The sequence below is a fragment of the Kitasatospora sp. NPDC059146 genome (assembly GCF_042786665.1).
GTDB lineage: Bacteria > Actinomycetota > Actinomycetes > Streptomycetales > Streptomycetaceae > Kitasatospora.
The window spans coordinates 1-16,398 of the sequence record NZ_JBHZCY010000174.1; the positions used below are offsets into that span (position 1 = coordinate 1).

Annotated in this window: 13 protein-coding genes and 1 pseudogene; 5 read left to right on the forward strand and 9 right to left on the reverse strand. The window is 73.4% G+C overall.

Annotated elements, in window-relative coordinates; genetic code table 11:
• Positions 1-37: 37 nt before the first annotated feature.
• From ACFXPX_RS40330 to ACFXPX_RS40340, 3 genes are all read right to left on the reverse strand, one after another.
• On the reverse strand, positions 38-1,762 hold the full coding sequence (locus ACFXPX_RS40330; protein ID WP_380644842.1) for a phospho-sugar mutase: 1,725 nt from the start codon (positions 1,760-1,762) through the stop codon (positions 38-40).
• Between the two features lie 166 nt (positions 1,763-1,928).
• A complete protein-coding gene (locus ACFXPX_RS40335; protein WP_375894710.1) occupies positions 1,929-2,750 on the reverse strand; it encodes a purine-nucleoside phosphorylase in 822 nt (273 codons plus the stop codon).
• A 146-nt stretch (positions 2,751-2,896) separates the two neighbouring features.
• On the reverse strand, positions 2,897-3,334 hold the full coding sequence (locus tag ACFXPX_RS40340) for a gamma-glutamylcyclotransferase (RefSeq protein WP_350503464.1): 438 nt from the start codon (positions 3,332-3,334) through the stop codon (positions 2,897-2,899).
• 97 nt (positions 3,335-3,431) lie between these two features.
• Here ACFXPX_RS40340 and ACFXPX_RS40345 point away from each other — a divergent pair, with 97 nt between their 5' ends.
• Positions 3,432-4,883, forward strand: a complete 1,452-nt coding sequence (locus tag ACFXPX_RS40345) for an NAD(P)H-quinone dehydrogenase (RefSeq protein ID WP_380531313.1) — start codon at positions 3,432-3,434, stop codon at positions 4,881-4,883.
• A 235-nt stretch (positions 4,884-5,118) separates the two neighbouring features.
• Positions 5,119-6,078: a DeoR/GlpR family DNA-binding transcription regulator gene (locus tag ACFXPX_RS40350; RefSeq protein WP_375894812.1), complete on the forward strand. Its 960-nt coding sequence runs from the start codon at positions 5,119-5,121 to the stop codon at positions 6,076-6,078.
• Positions 6,079-6,194: 116 nt separating this feature from the next.
• On the opposite strand, the gene ACFXPX_RS40355 is transcribed toward ACFXPX_RS40350, so the two are convergent.
• From ACFXPX_RS40355 to ACFXPX_RS40380, 6 genes are all read right to left on the reverse strand, one after another.
• Positions 6,195-7,970, reverse strand: a complete 1,776-nt coding sequence (locus ACFXPX_RS40355; RefSeq protein ID WP_375894716.1) for an acetyl/propionyl/methylcrotonyl-CoA carboxylase subunit alpha — start codon at positions 7,968-7,970, stop codon at positions 6,195-6,197.
• A gap of 235 nt (positions 7,971-8,205) precedes the next feature.
• The gene (locus tag ACFXPX_RS40360; RefSeq protein WP_380531320.1) at positions 8,206-8,952 is read right to left on the reverse strand and encodes a hypothetical protein; all 747 of its coding nucleotides are present in this window, start codon (positions 8,950-8,952) and stop codon (positions 8,206-8,208) included.
• Positions 8,953-9,018: 66 nt separating this feature from the next.
• On the reverse strand, positions 9,019-9,621 hold the full coding sequence (locus tag ACFXPX_RS40365) for a nucleoside triphosphate pyrophosphatase (protein ID WP_375894721.1): 603 nt from the start codon (positions 9,619-9,621) through the stop codon (positions 9,019-9,021).
• A 47-nt stretch (positions 9,622-9,668) separates the two neighbouring features.
• Complete coding sequence (mmpB, locus tag ACFXPX_RS40370) at positions 9,669-9,809, reverse strand: morphogenic membrane protein MmpB (RefSeq protein ID WP_375894723.1); 141 nt, start codon at positions 9,807-9,809, stop codon at positions 9,669-9,671.
• Between the two features lie 135 nt (positions 9,810-9,944).
• Positions 9,945-10,166, reverse strand: coding sequence for an acyl-CoA carboxylase subunit epsilon (locus ACFXPX_RS40375; protein WP_375894726.1), 222 nt, complete (start codon positions 10,164-10,166; stop codon positions 9,945-9,947).
• Positions 10,167-10,195: 29 nt separating this feature from the next.
• Positions 10,196-11,806, reverse strand: a complete 1,611-nt coding sequence (locus ACFXPX_RS40380; protein ID WP_380531324.1) for an acyl-CoA carboxylase subunit beta — start codon at positions 11,804-11,806, stop codon at positions 10,196-10,198.
• A gap of 233 nt (positions 11,807-12,039) precedes the next feature.
• Between ACFXPX_RS40380 and ACFXPX_RS40385 the strand changes: the two genes are divergently transcribed.
• The 3 genes and pseudogenes from ACFXPX_RS40385 to ACFXPX_RS40395 form a co-directional block, all read left to right on the forward strand.
• A complete protein-coding gene (locus ACFXPX_RS40385; protein WP_380397237.1) occupies positions 12,040-12,945 on the forward strand; it encodes a biotin--[acetyl-CoA-carboxylase] ligase in 906 nt (301 codons plus the stop codon).
• 173 nt (positions 12,946-13,118) lie between these two features.
• Complete coding sequence (locus ACFXPX_RS40390) at positions 13,119-14,240, forward strand: adenylate/guanylate cyclase domain-containing protein (protein ID WP_375894733.1); 1,122 nt, start codon at positions 13,119-13,121, stop codon at positions 14,238-14,240.
• A 271-nt stretch (positions 14,241-14,511) separates the two neighbouring features.
• Positions 14,512-15,735 (forward strand): annotated as a pseudogene (locus ACFXPX_RS40395) (diguanylate cyclase domain-containing protein); the annotation flags it as partial.
• Positions 15,736-16,398: the final 663 nt, after the last annotated feature.

A 16,398-nucleotide genomic window follows, 5' to 3' on the forward strand; every position in this document is an offset into this window, starting at 1 on the left:
CCCCGGACCGGGGCGGGGAGGCACACGCGCGACGGGGTCAGGCGGAGATGCCGGCGGCGGCGCCGAGGTCCCGCTTGATGTCGGCGAGCAGCCCGGCGGCCCGCTCCCGGGCGGCGGCCAGGTCGGCCGCGCTGCCGACCGGGAGGACGACCTCCAGGTAGCACTTGAGCTTGGGCTCGGTGCCGGAGGGGCGGACCACGATCCGGGCCGAGCGCACGGTCTCGCCGGCCAGGTAGTAGCGCAGGCCGTCGGTGGGCGGCAGCTCGGCGGAGCCGGCCGAGAGGTCGTCGGCGCGGGTGACGGTCAGTCCGGCCAGGACGGTCGGCGGCTGCTCGCGCAGCCGGCGCATGGCGTCGGCGATCAGCGAGAGGTCCTGCACCCGGACGGACAGCTGGTCGGTGGCGTGCAGGCCGTGCTCCAGCGCCAGGTCGTCCAGCAGGTCGGTCAGCGTGCGGCCGGACCGCTTGAGCGTCGCGGCCAGCTCGGCGACCAGCAGGGCGGCGGTGATGCCGTCCTTGTCCCGGACGCCCTGCGGGTCGACGCAGTAGCCGAGCGCCTCCTCGTAGCCGTAGCGCAGGCCCTCGGCACGGGAGATCCACTTGAAGCCGGTCAGCGTCTCGGCGTAGCCCAGGCCGGCGGCCTCGGCGATCCGGCCGAGCAGGGTGGCGGAGACGATGGTGGTGGCGAAGGTGCCCTCGGCCTTCTTCGCGACCAGCGCGGAGCCCAGCAGCGCGCCGACCTCGTCGCCGCGCAGCATCCGCCAGCCGGAGGTGCCGTTGCCGCCGCCCACGGCGTTGCCGTTGACCGGGACGGCCACCGCGCAGCGGTCGGCGTCCGGGTCGTTGGCGATCACGATGTCCGGGCCGACCGCGGCGGCGGTGCGGAAGGCGAGGTCCATCGCCCCCGGCTCCTCCGGGTTGGGGAAGGCCACGGTCGGGAAGTCCGGGTCGGGCTCGGCCTGCTCGGCGACCACGGTCGGCGCGGGGAAGCCGGCCCGGCGGAAGGCGGCGACCAGGGTGTCGCGGCCGACGCCGTGCATCGGGGTGTAGACCACGTCCAGCTCGCGCGGGCTGTGCTCGTCGACGATCGAGACGGCCCGGGTCAGGTAGGCGTCGACGACGTCCTCGCCGAGCACCTCCCAGCCCTCCCCGGCGCGCGGGACGTCGTCCAGCGAGCCGATCGCGTCGATCTCGGCGGCGATCCCGGCGTCGGCCGGCGGGACGATCTGCGAGCCGTCGCCCAGGTAGACCTTGTAGCCGTTGTCCTGCGGCGGGTTGTGGCTGGCGGTGACGGTCACGCCGGCGGCCGCGCCCAGGTGGCGGACGGCGAAGGCGAGCACCGGGGTCGGCAGCGGGCGCGGCAGCAGCGCGGCGCGCAGACCGGCGCCGACCACCACGGCGGCGGTGTCCCGGGCGAAGTCGTACGACTTGTGCCGGGCGTCGTAGCCGATCACCACGAGGTCGCCGAGGCCCTGCTGCTTCACGTACGCGACCAGGCCGGCGGCGGCCCGGATCACCACGGCGCGGTTCATCCGCATCGGGCCGGCGCCGAGCTCGCCGCGCAGCCCGGCGGTGCCGAACTGGAGGCGGTCGGAGAAGCGCTCGGCGAGCTCGGCCCAGGCGAGCGTGTTGTCCTCCTGGGCCTCCGCGCCCTCGGCCCGGGCGAGCAGGGCGGCGAGCTCCTCGCGGGTCTGCGGGTCGGGGTCCTCGGCCAGCCAGGTGCGGGCCCGGGCGAGGAGGTCGGTGGTAGGTGCCTGCGTCATGTTCTTGCCTGCTCCATCGGGAAGTGCGTCGGGTGACGGCCGGAGGGTTCCACGCAAAGGGGAGTAGAAGAGGTGTGCACATGCGGACGGGGCCCCCGGGATGGCGTGATCAGCGGATCACGCCGCCCGTGGGCCCCGTCGTTCATGATTCTGCGCCCGGCAGGCGTCAGATCCGCTCCAGGACCTTCGCCAGCAGCTCGCCCATGCGCTCGGCCGAGGCCTTGCCGGCCTCCAGGACCTCTTCGTGGTTGAGCGGCTCGCCGGTGATGCCGGCGGCCAGGTTGGTGACCAGGGAGATGCCGAGCACCTCGGAGCCGGCCTCGCGGGCGGCGATGGCCTCCAGCGTGGTGGACATGCCGACCAGCTCGCCGCCGATCACCCGGGCCATGTTGACCTCGGCCGGGGTCTCGTAGTGCGGGCCGCGGAACTGGACGTAGACGGCCTCGTCCAGGCTCGGGTCGACCTCGTGGCACAGGGCGCGCAGGCGCTTGGAGTACAGGTCGGTGAGGTCGACGAAGTTGGCGCCGACGATCGGGGAGTCCGCGGTCAGGTTGATGTGGTCGCTGATCAGGACCGGCTGACCCGGGGTCCAGCCCTGGCGCAGACCGCCACAGCCGTTGGTCAGCACGATGATCCCGCAGCCGGCCGCGGCGGCGGTGCGCACGCCGTGGACGACGGTGGCGACGCCGTGGCCCTCGTAGTAGTGGTTGCGGCCCAGGAAGATCAGGGCGCGCTTGTCGCCGATCTTCACCGAGCGGATCTTGCCGGCGTGGCCGGCCACGGCGGGGGCGGGGAAGCCCGGGAGGTCGGTGACCGGGAACTCGGCCACGGTCTCGCCCAGGGCGTCGGCGGCCGGCACCCAGCCGGAGCCCATCACCAGGGCGACGTCGTGCCGCTCGGCACCGGTCAGCTCGCGCAGGCGCTCGGCGGCGGCCTGGGCGGCGGCGTAGGGGTCGGCGGAGACGACCGACTGAGGAGAAGCGTTCACGGGTCCGAGGATAGACGGCTTTCGGCTACGCGCGTAGAAATTCGCCCGCGGCATGCCGGATCGTTACCCGGTTGGCCCGAAAACACAGCTCGGTGGCGCTTTCGGGTGACCGGGTTCGTCGATTCGTACGGAAAGAGGACCGGCGGTCAGCACGGCCGCCGGCGCAGCTCCATCACGTAGTCGTGCGGGGCCCCGGCGCTCTCCGCGGCGTCGGCGATCAGACCGAGGTAGCGGGCCGCGGGCAGGCCGCCCTCGTAGTCGTTGAGCACGTACGTCCAGACCGGGATGTCGCCGTCCAGGGTCTGCGCCCGCAGCTTGATCTTGCGGTAGATGCCGAGCTGGACGCCCTCCCAGCGGTCCAGGCCCTCCTCGTCCATCGGCGCGATGTCGTAGAGGGAGACGAAGACCTGGTCCTTCTCGTCCTCCACGACGGTGGCCAGCGAGCCCTCCCAGCCGAGCTGCTCGCCGCCGAAGGTGAGCCGCCAGCCGTCCAGCCACCCCGTGCCGCGCAGCGGGGAGTGCGGGGCTCGGCGGGTCATCTGCCGGGCATCGAGGTTGGTGGCATACGCGGCGTAAAGGGGCATGGGTGCAGCGTAGCCCGGTCGGCCCACGGGGCGGGGCGAGTGGATGAAGAGATCGAGCGCGGACCCCCTTGTGGCGCCGCTCCCGGCGTGCGGGACAATGGGGTACGTGACTCGGATCGTGATCATCGGTGGCGGACCCGGCGGCTACGAGGCGGCCCTGGTGGCCTCTCAGCTCGGCGCGGAGGTGACCGTCGTCGACCGCGACGGTCTGGGCGGATCGGCGGTGCTCACGGACTGCGTGCCGTCGAAGACCCTGATCGCGACCGCGGAGGTGATGACCACCTTCGACAGCTCGTACGAGGAGCTGGGCATCACCGTCGACCAGGGCGCCGCCGAGGGGCGGGAGTCCAAGGTCATCGGCGTCGACCTGGGCAAGGTCAACCGCCGTGTGAAGCGCCTGGCGATCGCGCAGTCCCACGACATCACCCAGTCCGTCACCCGCGCCGGGGTCACCGTGCTGCGCGGGCGCGGCCGGCTCGGCGCCGGCGGGCAGGCCGTGGACGGCTCCCGCGAGGTGCTGGTGGACGGCCCCGACGGCAGCGTGCAGTCGCTGCGCGCCGACGCGGTGCTGATCGCCACCGGCGCCCACCCGCGCGAGGTGCCGGACGCCGAGCCGGACGGCGAGCGGATCCTCACCTGGACCCAGGTGTACGACCTGGAGGAGCTGCCCCGCGAGCTGATCGTGGTCGGTTCCGGTGTGACCGGTGCCGAGTTCGCCGGCGCGTACCAGGCGCTCGGCTCGAAGGTCACCCTGGTGTCCAGCCGCGACCGGGTGCTGCCGGGCGAGGACCCGGACGCCGCCGAGGTGCTGGAGGAGGTCTTCCGCCGCCGCGGCATGAACGTGATGAGCCGTTCGCGCGCCGAGAGCGCCAAGCGGATCGGCGACCGGGTCGAGGTGACCCTCTCCGACGGCAAGGTGATCGAGGGCACCCACTGCCTGATGGCGGTCGGCTCGATCCCCAACACGGCCGAGATGGGCCTGGAGGAGGCCGGGGTCAAGCTCAACGACTGGGGCCAGATCCAGGTCGACCGGGTCTCCCGCACCAGCGCCCCGGGCGTGTACGCGGCCGGCGACTGCACCGGCGTCTTCATGCTCGCCTCGGTGGCGGCGATGCAGGGCCGGATCGCGATGTACCACGCGCTGGGCGACGCGGTGCAGCCGTTGAACCTCAAGACCGTGGCCTCCAACGTCTTCACCGACCCGGAGATCGCCACCGTCGGCTACACCGCCGCCGACGTGGAGTGCGGGAAGATGGACGCCGTCGTGGTCAAGCTGCCGCTGCGCGGCAACCCGCGGGCGAAGATGCAGGGCATCCGGGACGGCTTCGTGAAGCTGTTCTGCCGCCCGGGCACCGGCATCGTGGTCGGCGGCGTCGTGGTCGCCCCGCGGGCCAGCGAGCTGATCCACCCGATCGCGCTCGCGGTGGACGCCAATCTGACGGTCGAACAGGTGGCCAGCGCCTTCACCGTCTACCCGTCGGTCTCCGGCTCGACCGCCGAGGCCGCCCGGCAGCTGCACGTCCGGAAGCGGGCCGGCGGCGAATCCTGAGCTCAAGGCGCACAGTTGGGGCGGCTGCCGGTCGGCGGCCGCCCTTCGCGCAGGCATGATCGTCACCCGGACGGCGGGCGCAGTTCCGGGTTGTTGACGGCGCGTATTGTACGGTCACGCGCCGCTCTTGCGTGAGCAATTCCCGCTACCAGCTGCAAACGCCTGAAAGCAGACGGTCACGCAGGTTACCGTCGGTTCTGTGTTTGCAGCAGAACGTCGCCAGTTGATCCTCGAAATGGTGCGCGCCAACGGAGCGGTCTCGCTCCGGGAGTTGGCCCGCGTCGTCCAGACCTCCGAAGTGACCGTGCGCCGTGACGTGCGGGCGCTGGAGGCAGAAGGGCTCCTCGACCGCCGGCACGGCGGCGCGGTGCTCCCCGGCGGCTTCAGCCGCGAACCCGGATACCCGCAGAAGACCCACCTGTCCGCGGCGGAGAAGAGCGCCATCGCGGACCTCGCCGCCGGGCTGGTGGAGGAGGGCGACGCGGTGGTGGTCGGCGCCGGCACCACCACCCAGGAGCTGGCCCGCCGGCTGGCCCGGGTGCCCGGGCTGACGGTGGTCACCAACTCGCTGCTGGTCGCCCAGGCGCTGGCGCACGCCAACCGGGTCGAGGTGGTGATGACCGGCGGGACCTTGCGCGGCTCCAACTACGCCCTGGTGGGCAGCGGCGCCGAGCAGTCCCTGCAGGGGCTGCGGGTCACCAAGGCCTTCATCTCCGGCAGCGGGCTGACCGCCGAGCGGGGGCTGTCGACCGCGAACATGCTGTCCGCGAGCGTGGACCGGGCCATGGTGCTGGCGGCCGCCGAGGTCATCGTCCTCGCCGACCACACCAAGCTCGGCGCGGCCGGCATGTTCCAGACCGTCTCCACCGAGACCATCACCCGGCTGGTCACCGACGAGCAGGCCACCGCCGACGACGCCTGCGCCCGCGAACTGGACGCGCTCGCCGACTGCGGGGTGCAGATCGACCTGGCGCCGCTCGGGGCCGCGCCGAGCGGCGACGCCCCCGTGCACGGCACCGGCAGCGGCCCGGTCCACCAGACCCAGCCGGGCCCGCTGGGCCGCCGTCCGGTCCCGCCGCCCGGCGGCGCCCCGCTGCCCGGCCAGCGCCGCCCCGGGGCGCACGGCGGCGGCCCGGTCGGCCCCGGCGGGCTGCCGGTCCGGCTGGCCGAGATGGGCCTGCCGCGCGGGCGCTGAGCCCGGCCGTGCCGTCGCGCGGGCCTACCCGCCCCGGAGGCGGGCGGGCGAGTAAACGCGACCGGTCCGCACCCCCGAAGGGAGTACGGACCGGTCGAAGACTGACGAACCCGTCGTCAGTCCTTGATCTCGCAGAGCGCGGCGCCGCTGCTGACGCTCGCGCCGACCTCGGCCTTGAGGCCGACCACGGTGCCCGCCTTGTGGGCGTTCAGCGGCTGCTCCATCTTCATCGCCTCCAGGACCACGATCAGCTCGCCCTCGGCGACGACCTGGCCCTCCTCGACGGCGACCTTGACGATGGTGCCCTGCATCGGCGAGGCCAGGGTGTCACCGCTGACGGACGAGCCGGCCTTCTTGGCGCCCACCCGGCGCTTGGCCTTGGCGGCACCGGTCGCACCGGCGGCCGGGGCCGCCGCGACGCCCAGCGAGGACGGCAGCGAGACCTCGATCCGCTTGCCGCCGACCTCGACGACCACGGTCTCCCGGGTCTCCGCCTCCTCGCCCTCGCCGGCGCCGCCGGTGAAGGCCGGGATGGTGTTCTCGAACTCGGTCTCGATCCAGCGGGTGTAGATCGTGAACGGGCCCTCGCCGCCGTGCACCTCCGGCGCGAACGCCGGGTCGGTGACGACCGCCTGGTGGAACGGGATGGCGGTGGCCATGCCCTCGACCTTGAACTCGTTCAGCGCGCGCCTGGCCCGCTCCAGGGCCTGCTTGCGGTCCCGGCCGGAGACGACCAGCTTGGCCAGCAGCGAGTCCCAGGCCGGGCCGATGACCGAGCCGGACTCCACGCCGGAGTCCAGGCGCACGCCCGGGCCGGACGGCGGGGCGAACAGCGTCACGGTGCCGGGCGCGGGCAGGAAGTTGCGGCCCGGGTCCTCGCCGTTGATGCGGAACTCGAAGGAGTGACCGCGCACCTCCGGGTCGCCGTAGCCGAGCTCCTCGCCGTCGGCGATCCGGAACATCTCGCGGACCAGGTCGATCCCGGTGACCTCCTCGGTGACCGGGTGCTCCACCTGCAGACGGGTGTTGACCTCCAGGAAGGAGATCGTGCCGTCCAGCGCGACCAGGAACTCGCAGGTCCCGGCGCCCTCGTAGCCGGCCTCCTTGAGGATGGCCTTGGAGGCGCGGTACAGCTCGGCGTTCTGGGCCTCGGTCAGGAACGGCGCGGGCGCCTCCTCGACCAGCTTCTGGTGCCGGCGCTGCAGCGAGCAGTCACGGGTGGAGACGACCACCACGTTGCCGTGCTTGTCCGCGAGGCACTGGGTCTCCACGTGCCGCGGGTTGTCCAGGTAGCGCTCCACGAAGCACTCGCCGCGACCGAAGGCGGCGACCGCCTCGCGCACCGCGGACTCGTACAGCTCCGGGATCTCCTCCAGGTTGCGGGCGACCTTGAGGCCGCGGCCGCCGCCGCCGAAGGCCGCCTTGATGGCGACCGGCAGGCCGTGCTCCCGGGCGAACGCGACGACCTCGTCGGCACCCGAGACCGGGTCCGGAGTGCCGGCCACCAGCGGGGCGCCGGCGCGCTGGGCGACGTGACGGGCGGTGACCTTGTCACCGAGGTCGCGGATGGCCTGCGGCGGCGGGCCGATCCAGGTCAGGCCCGCGTCGAGGACGGCCTGGGCGAACTCGGCGTTCTCCGACAGGAACCCGTAGCCGGGGTGGACGGCGTCGGCGCCGGAGTCCTCGGCGGCCTTGAGGACCTTGGCGATGTCCAGGTAACTGGTGCCGGGGGTGTCACCGCCCAGCGCGTAAGCCTCGTCGGCCGCGCGGACGTGCAGCGCATCCCGGTCCGGCTCGGCGTAGACGGCGACGCTGGCGATACCGGCGTCCGAGCAGGCCCTGGCGACGCGGACGGCGATTTCCCCGCGGTTGGCGATGAGCACCTTGCGCACTGTGGCTCCCTTCTTGAACCTCGATGAGTTTATGGATTCCTGGGCGGTACCGGCGAGTAGCCCCGGGTTGTGAACTATCCCACACGCTCGGTGATGGGATTCCCCGCCGCCGGGACGGGGTTGAGAACGACTGCGCAGGTGGTGGCAGGTGTGCTCGCACGGGGGTGGTCGACGGTGGGTGACCGCGGGGCGGCGTGGCGGGTCGGTGGGATGGGACACACCTTCCGCGGCCCGCTCATGCCGCGGTGCTTCCGGCCGGTGCCGCGGCGGTGGGGCGACGGAGCGCCTCGGCCGTCACGTCGGCGACCGGCTCGACCATGTCCGGCCCGTACGCGTCCGGGTTGACCACCCGCAGGACGAGGGCGAAGGTGCCGTTCCGGCCGTGCTCGCGGGCCAGTTCGCGGTGGTGCGCGACCAGGTAGCGCACGCCCGCCTGGTTGGCCGTGCCGGTCTGGCCGGAGATCAGGAACACCGGGCGGCCGCCCTCCGGGGTGGCGATCCGGGCCAGTAGGACGTGGGTCCGGTCGGCTTCGACGGTGAAGTCCCGGTCGCCGACCACGATCACGTTGCTGCCCGGGCCCGGACCGGAGGTGACCAGCACGCCCGGCAGGCCCCAGGCCAGGTGGGCGGCCATCCGCTCGTTGCTGACCGGACCGCCCAGGCACAGCTCGGTCTTGGCGCCCAGGCCGCGGTGCGCGGCGTCGTGGGCGACCAGTTCGGGCCGGGCGCCGCACTCCTCGACCAGCCCGGCCAGCCACATCAGGGCGTAGGCGTCCCGGCGGGTCACGGTGTTGGCGTGCGAGCCCGTCCCGACGCTGCGGGGCACCACGATCAGGCAGTCGCTGCCGGACGGGAGCCCGAAGAACTCCCGTACCCGCTCGACCTTCCGGCGCCGCCGCAGGGCCTGGGCCAGCCAGCCGAGCCCGGCGCTGATGGCGCTGGCCACCAGGCCGAGCACCACGTTGAGCACGTTGTCGGTCATCGCCCGCGTTCCCCTCCCCGTTCGGACGCCGGTCAGCTTAGAGGCACAAGCAGGCGGACTGGCAGGTCAGTTGGCCCACAGATCGGTGATGCGGACGTCCAGGTCGGCGAGCAGCCGGCGCAGCAGCGGCAGGGACAGGCCGATGACGTTGCCCGGGTCGCCGTCGATGCCGTCGACGAACGGCGCCGAGCGGCCGTCCAGGGTGAACGCCCCGGCCACGTGCAGCGGTTCGCCGGAGGCGACGTAGGCGGCCACCTCCGCGTCGTCCGGGGTGCCGAAGCGGACGGTGGTGGAGGCGGTCGCCGAGGACTGCCGGCCGGTCGCGGTGTCGATCACGCAGTGGCCGGTGCGCAGCACCCCGGCGCGGCCGCGCATGGACTGCCAGCGGGCCAGCGCCTCGGTGGCGTCGGCCGGCTTGCCGAGGGCCAGGCCGTCCAGTTCCAGGACGGAGTCGCAGCCGATCACCAGCTCGCCGCCGGTCAGTTCGGCGGCGACGGCCTTCGCCTTGGCCTCGGCCAGGACGAGGGCGAGCTCGCCGGGGGTGGCGGCGGTGATCGCGTCCTCGTCGACGCCGCTGACCACCACGCGGGGGTCGAGCCCCGCCTGGCGCAGCAGCCCGAGGCGGGCGGGGGAGGCGGAAGCGAGGACGAGGGAGCGCTGGTCGGTCATGCCCACCAGGGTAGGGGGTGGGTGGTTGAGCCGTTCTGGTGAACGACTCAGGTGAAGTACCGGCTGACCATGATCAGGACGGCGCCCACCAGCACGATCGCGGCGAGCACCTTGCCGGCCCGCTGCATCCGCTCCTGCATGCGACGGGCCTCGGGCGAGGGCCCGTCCTCGGGGTCTGACCAGAGCACCCGTCCAGAGTGCGGTGCGGGTGGGCCCGGCCGCCTGAGTATCCGTACTCAGGTTTCGGGCAAAGCGGGCGAGCGACCGGGCGAGTCGGGGAGCAGGAAGTCGGTCCGGCCGACTTCCTGCTCCGCGTGGTCAACTCAGTGCGCCCAGCCCGAGGTGCGCCAGGCGTTGACGCCCGGGTGGACGGCGGGGCGGAGCAGCCGGGAGCGGTCGTTCCAGGGGGAGGCCGGGCCGACACCGGCCAGGCGCGCCGCCTCCGCGGCGGCCTGCGCGGCGGCGGCCCGGGCCTGGACCACCGCCAGGACGGTGGCGAGCTCCTCGGGGGTCGGCTGCCCGTGCAGCACGTGGATCGGGGACATGGCTGGTTCTCTCCCGAGAGGGGTGGTGCCTACAGGGGGATGTTGCCGTGCTTCTTGGGCGGCAGCACCTCGCGCTTGCCGCGCAGCGCCCGCAGGCCCCGGACGATGTGCCGGCGGGTCTCGCTCGGGGCGATCACCGCGTCGACGTAGCCGCGCTCGGCGGCCAGGTACGGGTTCAGCAGGGTGTCCTCGTACGAGGCGATCAGCTCGGCCCGCTTCTCCTCGACGGTGCCGGTGGCCGCGGCCTCGGCGATCTCCCGGCGGTGCAGGATGTTGACCGCGCCCTGGGCGCCCATCACCGCGATCTGCGCGGTCGGCCAGGCCAGGTTGAGGTCGGCGCCCAGGTGCTTGGAGCCCATGACGTCGTACGCGCCGCCGAAGGCCTTGCGGGTGATCACGGTGATCAGCGGGACGGTCGCCTCGGCGTAGGCGTAGATCAGCTTGGCGCCGCGGCGGATGATGCCGTCCCACTCCTGCTCGGTGCCGGGCAGGAAGCCGGGCACGTCCACGAAGGTCAGCACCGGGATGTTGAAGGAGTCGCAGGTGCGGATGAACCGCGCGGCCTTCTCGCTGGCGTTGATGTCCAGGCAGCCGGCCAGGTCCATCGGCTGGTTGCCGACGATGCCGACCGGGTGGCCCTCGACCCGGCCGAAGCCGGTGATGATGTTGCCCGCGTACAGCGGCTGGGTCTCCAGGAACTCGCCGTCGTCGACGACGTGCTCGATCACCTTGCGCATGTCGTACGGCTGGTTCGCCGAGTCCGGCACGATGGCGTCGAGTTCGAGGTCCTCGTCGGTGACCGAGAGGTCGGCCTGCTCCGGGTAGGACGGCGGGTCGCTCAGGTTGTTGGAGGGCAGGTACGACAGCAGGTTCTTGACGTACTCGATCGCCTCCTTCTCGTCCGAGGCCAGGTAGTGGGCGTTGCCGGACTTGGTGTTGTGGGTGCGGGCGCCGCCCAGCTCCTCCATGCCGACGTCCTCGCCGGTCACCGTCTTGATGACGTCCGGGCCGGTGATGAACATGTGCGAGGTCTGGTCGGCCATCACCACGAAGTCGGTGATCGCGGGGGAGTAGACCGCGCCGCCGGCGCAGGGGCCCATGATCAGCGAGATCTGCGGGATGACGCCGGAGGCGTGCACGTTGCGGCGGAAGATCTCGCCGTACAGGCCGAGCGAGACCACGCCCTCCTGGATCCGGGCGCCGCCGGAGTCGTTGATGCCGATGACCGGGCAGCCGGTCTTCAGCGCGAAGTCCATCACCTTGACGATCTTCTCGCCGAAGACCTCGCCGAGCGAACCGCCGAAGACGGTGAAGTCCTGGGCGAAGACGGCGACCTGGCGGCCGTCGACGGTGCCGTAGCCGGTCACCACGCCGTCGCCGTACGGGCGGTTCTTCTCCTGGCCGAAGTTGGTCGAGCGGTGCCGGGCGAACTCGTCGAACTCGACGAAGGAGTCCTCGTCGAGCAGCTCCAGGACCCGCTCCCGGGCCGTCTGCTTGCCCTTGGCGTGCTGCTTCTCCACGGCCTTGGACGAGCCGGAGTGCACCGCCTCGTCCAGCCTGCGCCGCAGGTCGGCCAGTTTCCCGGCGGTGGTGTGGGGGTCGTACGGCGCCTCGGTCATCCGGTGGCTCTCCCTGATCATGGGCCGCGACCTGTTCGATCGCGCGGGCCGGGATCGGGGGCTCGCGCACGAGGGCAGGGCGGCGCTGCGAACTACCGCTGCGTAGCGTAACCAGCGCGCAGGGCGATGCGGCACGTCCTGGCGTTATGGCCATCGACACAGTGTGTCAACGAGCGTTCTGCGGGACGATGGGGCGGACTGCGCCTCTGCGGCCCGTCCTGCCGCGGGCCGGTGCACGTCCTAGGGTGGCCACCATGACCGCACCCGAGACCCCCCGCCGCAGCGGACTGCGCGGCTTCGGCCGCACCGGACCGTCCCCCTGGACCGACCTGGACCGGCCGCCGCTGGACCAGGAGGTGCTGCGCCGCGACCTGGTCGTCCCGGGTGGGCTGTGGACCTCGCTGGACGTCGTCACCGAGACCGGCTCGACCAACAGCGACCTCGCCGAGCGGGCCCGCGCGGGCGCCCCGCAGGGCGCGGTGCTGGTCGCCGAGGCGCAGAGCGCCGCGCGCGGGCGGCTGGACCGGCAGTGGACCGCCCCGGCCCGCTCCGGACTGTTCCTGTCCTTCCTGCTGCGCCCGGAGGAGGTACCGGTCGAGCGGTACGGCTGGCTGCCGATCCTGGTCGGGGTGGCCGCCGCCAGCGCCCTGGACCGGGTGGCCGGGGTCGAGGTCGGGTTGAAGTGGCCCAACGACCTCCAGACCGGGATCGACGGCGCGGAGCGCAAGCTCGGCGGCATCCTCACCGAGCTGAGCGGCGGCGCGGTGGTGGTCGGGATGGGCCTCAACGTCTCGCTGCGCACCGCGGAGCTGCCCGTCCCCACCGCCGCCTCGCTGGCGCTGGCCGGAGCCGCCACCACCGACCGCTCGGTCCTGCTGCGCGCCCTGCTGCGCGAGTTCGCCGGGCTCTACCGGGAGTGGACGGCCGCCGCCGGGGACCCGCACGCCAGCGACCTGCTGCGGGCGTACGCGGACCGCTGCAGCACCCTCGGCCGGCAGGTCAAGGTGCACCTGCCGGGCGACCACGAGCTGGTCGGCGAGGCGGTCGCGATCGACGGGGACGGCCGCCTGGTGGTCCGCACCGCGGACGGCGCACGCCGGGCGGTCGGCGCGGGGGACGTGGTCCACGTCCGCCCCGAACCGCGCCCCGAGCCGCGCTGAGCGGCAGTCTTCACCTCTCCTTGACTCGGGCGGATGCCCCGGATCACGCGATTCCGTGCGAACATTCCACCTGGCAGCGGTGTGAGGCGCGCCACTGTCCGCCCGGGTGGCGGACGGCGTGCCCGGACGGGTAGGACACGAGGCGAGTGCGGCGACCGCACGGGGACGGACCGGTGGCAGAGGACGGCAACGGCGGGACGGCGGGCAGCCACGACCCCACGGTCGCGCTCGAACTGGAACGCCTGATCCTGGACGCACCACGCCGCTACACCCCGTACCAGGCCGCGCGTGCCGCCGACGTCCCGATGGAGCTGGCCACCCGCTTCTGGCGGGCCATGGGCTTCCCCGACATCGGCCAGTCCCGGGCCCTCACCGACGGCGACGTGATCGCGCTGCGGCGCCTCGCCGGACTGGTCGAGTCCGGGCTGCTCAGCGAGTCGATGGCGATCCAGGTGGCCCGCTCCACCGGCCAGACCACGGCCCGGCTGGCCGGTTGGCAGATGGACACCTTCCTGGAGAACCTCACCCAGGCCGTCGAGCCCGGACTGACCCGCGCCGACGTCGCGTACCCGCTGGTCGAACTGCTGCTGCCGGAACTGGAGCAGTTCCTGGTGTACGTCTGGCGGCGCCAACTGGCCGCCGTCACCGGCCGGGTGGTGCAGGCCGCCGAGGACAACGAGATCACCAGCGGCCGGCTCGCGGTGGGCTTCGCGGACCTGGTCGGCTTCACCCGGTTGTCCCGGCGGCTGGAGGAGGAGGAACTCGGCGAACTCGTCGAGACCTTCGAGAACACCTGTTCCGACCTGATCGCCGGGCAGGGCGGCCGGGTGATCAAGACCCTGGGCGACGAGATCCTCTACGTCTCCGAGGACCCGGCCACCGCCGCCGAGATCGCGCTCAGCCTGATCGACGCCCTCGCCGAGGACGAGACCATCCCGGCGCTGCGGGTCGGCATGGCCTTCGGGACGGTCACCCAGCGGATGGGCGACGTCTTCGGCACCACCGTGAACCTGGCCAGCCGGCTCACCTCCATCGCCCCCAAGGACGCGGTGCTCATCGACGGCGAGTTCGCCGCCGCCCTGGAGCAGAACGGCAGCGTCGCCCCCGCCGACTCTGAGGGGCCGGGCCTGGCCGAGGCGCTGTCGGTGGCGGCCGGGATGCCCGCCTCCGGGCTGCCGGTGCCGGGGCCGGACGCGGGGGCGCGGTTCCACCTCCAGCCGATGTGGCGGCGGCCGGTGCGGGGGCTGGGGCTGGTGGAGCCGTGGCTGCTGTCGCGGCGGATGAAGGCGGAGTAGCCGGACCGGTCGGAGTAGCCGGACCGGTCGGAGCGGTCGCACCGGTGGGAGTGGGCCGGTCGGGGCGTTCGATGGGGCCGGTCGGTGGTGTTTCGGTGGCCGAACGGTTGAAGGTCGTACCGCCTGCTGCGGTTCCATCCGGGCAAACGGGGCAAAACCGAACGAAATCGCCCTAGTCTTGGTGCAAGCGGCCACGGGTGCGGCCGACCGGTGGGGGTCCGGGAGGACCGAGCACAGGGAGCGAGGCGAGCCGGTGAGCAGTGAGGCGATCATGACGGACCGCGGCTGCGACTGCGAGGGCCCGCACCGCGCCGACCCGCTGCCCGACCTGCGGCTCCAGTCGGTGGTCGAACTCGCCCAGGACATGGCCGGGGCGCTCACCCCGCTGGAGGCCGTCCGGGCCGCCGCCGCCCGGGCCACCGAGGCGCTCGGCGCCACCATGGCCGCCGTCTCGGTCTGGGACCGCGAGTCCGGCCGGCTGCGCGTGCTGGTCAACCACGGCCGGCTCGCGCCCGGCGAGGAGGAACTGCCGCAGGACGAGTCCTACCCGGTCGCGGACTTCCCGGAGATCGTCACCTACCTGGAGGAACGCTGGACCACCGGGCGGCTGCCGCGCGCCTGGCTGCAGACCGCCGAGAACGACGAGCCGCACGCCGGGCACGCACACCCGACCGCCGGCGCGTACTGCCAGGAGCGCGCCGCCGCGCTGCGCCGGCGCGGCCGGGCCTGCTGCGTGGTCGCGCCGATCGTGCTGCACGGACAGGCCTGGGGCGAGCTCTACCTCGCCCGGTCCGTCGGCCTGCCGGTCTTCACCGAGGCCGACGCCGACTACGCGACCCTGCTCGCCGCCCAGATCTCGGCCGGCCTCGCCCAGACCGAACGCCTCGCCGACCTGCGCAGACTCGCCTTCTCCGACCCGCTCACCGGCCTCGCCAACCGGCGGGCCGTCGACGCCCGGCTGGAGAGCGCGCTGGAGGCCCACAACCGGGACAACACCGTGGTCTCGCTGGTGGTCTGCGACGTCAACGGACTCAAACGGGTCAACGACCAGCTCGGCCACGAGATGGGCGACCGGCTGCTCGAACGCTTCGCCCACCAGCTCTCGCTGGCCGCCGCCAAACTGCCCGGCAGCCTGGCCGCCCGGCTCGGCGGGGACGAGTTCTGCCTGCTCGCCGAAGGACAGAAGGCCGACGAGGTGGTCGCCGTCGCCGAGGAGCTCTGTGCCCGGGCCCTCGCCCTCGCCGAGGGCGAGGGGGTCGCCTGCGGCGTCGCCTCCACCGGGGACTCCATCGGACCGGTCACCACCCCCGACCGGCTCTTCCGGCTCGCCGACGCCGCCCAGTACCGGGCCAAGGCCGCCCGCGCCGCCCACCCCGTCGTGGCCGGGCGCAGCCACGGCCCCGGCTTCTCGCCCGACCCCACCGTGCTGCTCGCCGACGCCGCCGACCCCCACCACCGCGCCGACGGACGCCGCGGGCCCGGCGGCCGGGCCGGCACCGCCGACCGGCGGCGGTTCCGCGGCGCCGCCCACAGCGCCGACCCCGGACAGCTGCTCACCGCGGTCCTCTCCGCCCTCGACCAGGCCGCGGCCGCCCGGGCCGTCCACCCGGCCGACACCCTCGCCAAGCTGGCCGTCGTCGCCGAGACCTCCGCCCGGCTGCTCGACGCGGTCGGCTGGTGGGTCTCGTACGTGCCGCCCGGCTCCCAGCTGATGCGCACCGCCCAGCACGCCGTCTACCGGATGACCAGCGGGCCCAGCAGCACCCGGGCCGAGACCCAGCGGGCCCAGATCGAGGCGCCCGACGCGGTGTTCGACCTCCGTCACTACCCGATGACCCGGCGGGCCGTTCGCGGCGGGGCGTTCGCGCTCCGCGCGGGGGCGGCGGGGAACGATCCGGCGGAGGAGGCGATGCTCGTGGTCTCCGGGTACCGCGGGATGGTCGCGGCGGGCGGGCAGAACGCGGCGGGGGGCTGGTTGGTCGAGCTCTTCGCGGACGATGCGACGTTGCCGTTGGGGCAGGTGGCTTGTGCGTTGCGGGCTTTGGCGGCGGTGGCGTTGGCGGGGGGTGCGTCGCCGCCTGTGGTGTGAGGGCCGCTGCGCGGGGCTTGGGTGTGGGGGTGGGGTTTCGGGAGGGTGGGTGGGTCCGGGGGCGGTTCC

Coding starts and splice junctions, on each gene's coding strand:
- ACFXPX_RS40330 (WP_380644842.1), bottom strand. CDS start 1,762: ATGACGCAGGCACCTACCACCGACCTCCTCGCCCGGGCCCGCACCTGG.
- ACFXPX_RS40340 (WP_350503464.1), bottom strand. CDS start 3,334: ATGCCCCTTTACGCCGCGTATGCCACCAACCTCGATGCCCGGCAGATG.
- ACFXPX_RS40345 (WP_380531313.1), top strand. CDS start 3,432: ATGGGGTACGTGACTCGGATCGTGATCATCGGTGGCGGACCCGGCGGC.
- ACFXPX_RS40350 (WP_375894812.1), top strand. CDS start 5,119: ATGGTGCGCGCCAACGGAGCGGTCTCGCTCCGGGAGTTGGCCCGCGTC.
- ACFXPX_RS40360 (WP_380531320.1), bottom strand. CDS start 8,952: ATGACCGACAACGTGCTCAACGTGGTGCTCGGCCTGGTGGCCAGCGCC.
- ACFXPX_RS40365 (WP_375894721.1), bottom strand. CDS start 9,621: ATGACCGACCAGCGCTCCCTCGTCCTCGCTTCCGCCTCCCCCGCCCGC.
- ACFXPX_RS40375 (WP_375894726.1), bottom strand. CDS start 10,166: ATGTCCCCGATCCACGTGCTGCACGGGCAGCCGACCCCCGAGGAGCTC.
- ACFXPX_RS40380 (WP_380531324.1), bottom strand. CDS start 11,806: ATGATCAGGGAGAGCCACCGGATGACCGAGGCGCCGTACGACCCCCAC.
- ACFXPX_RS40385 (WP_380397237.1), top strand. CDS start 12,040: ATGACCGCACCCGAGACCCCCCGCCGCAGCGGACTGCGCGGCTTCGGC.